The organism is Arthrobacter sp. Y3221087, from assembly GCF_059089905.1.
On sequence record NZ_JBNHFE010000031.1, the window covers coordinates 1 to 370 of the forward strand.

At 67.0% G+C, this 370-nt stretch carries 1 protein-coding gene; it reads left to right on the top strand.

Annotated features, from left to right (window positions below; translation table 11 throughout):
* On the top strand, positions 1-370 hold a 370-nt coding region (locus AC5RUO_RS20030), incomplete at both ends, for an aldehyde dehydrogenase family protein (protein ID WP_494104450.1).

Below are 370 nucleotides of genomic sequence, written 5' to 3' on the forward strand. Positions count from 1 at the left end.
GTCTCCGCCAAGCACCGCGACCAGGTCCACGCCTACGTCCAGGCCGGCATCGCCGAAGGTGCCGAACTGTTGTGCGGCGGCTACATCCCGGACGAGGAACCACTTGCCGACGGCTTCTTTTACCCGCCCACGGTGCTGGGCAACTGCCGCTCCGGCATGAGCGTGCTGCGGGAGGAGTCATTCGGCCCGGTGCTGACCGTCGAGACATTCCGGACCGAGGACGAGGCCGTGGCCATCGCCAACGACACCGAATACGGCCTTGCCGGGGCCGTCTGGACCTCGGACGGGTCAAAGGCGCAACGTGTTGCGGGGGGCCTCCGGCACGGAACAGTATGGATCAACGACTATCACCCGTACGTCCCGCAGGCGG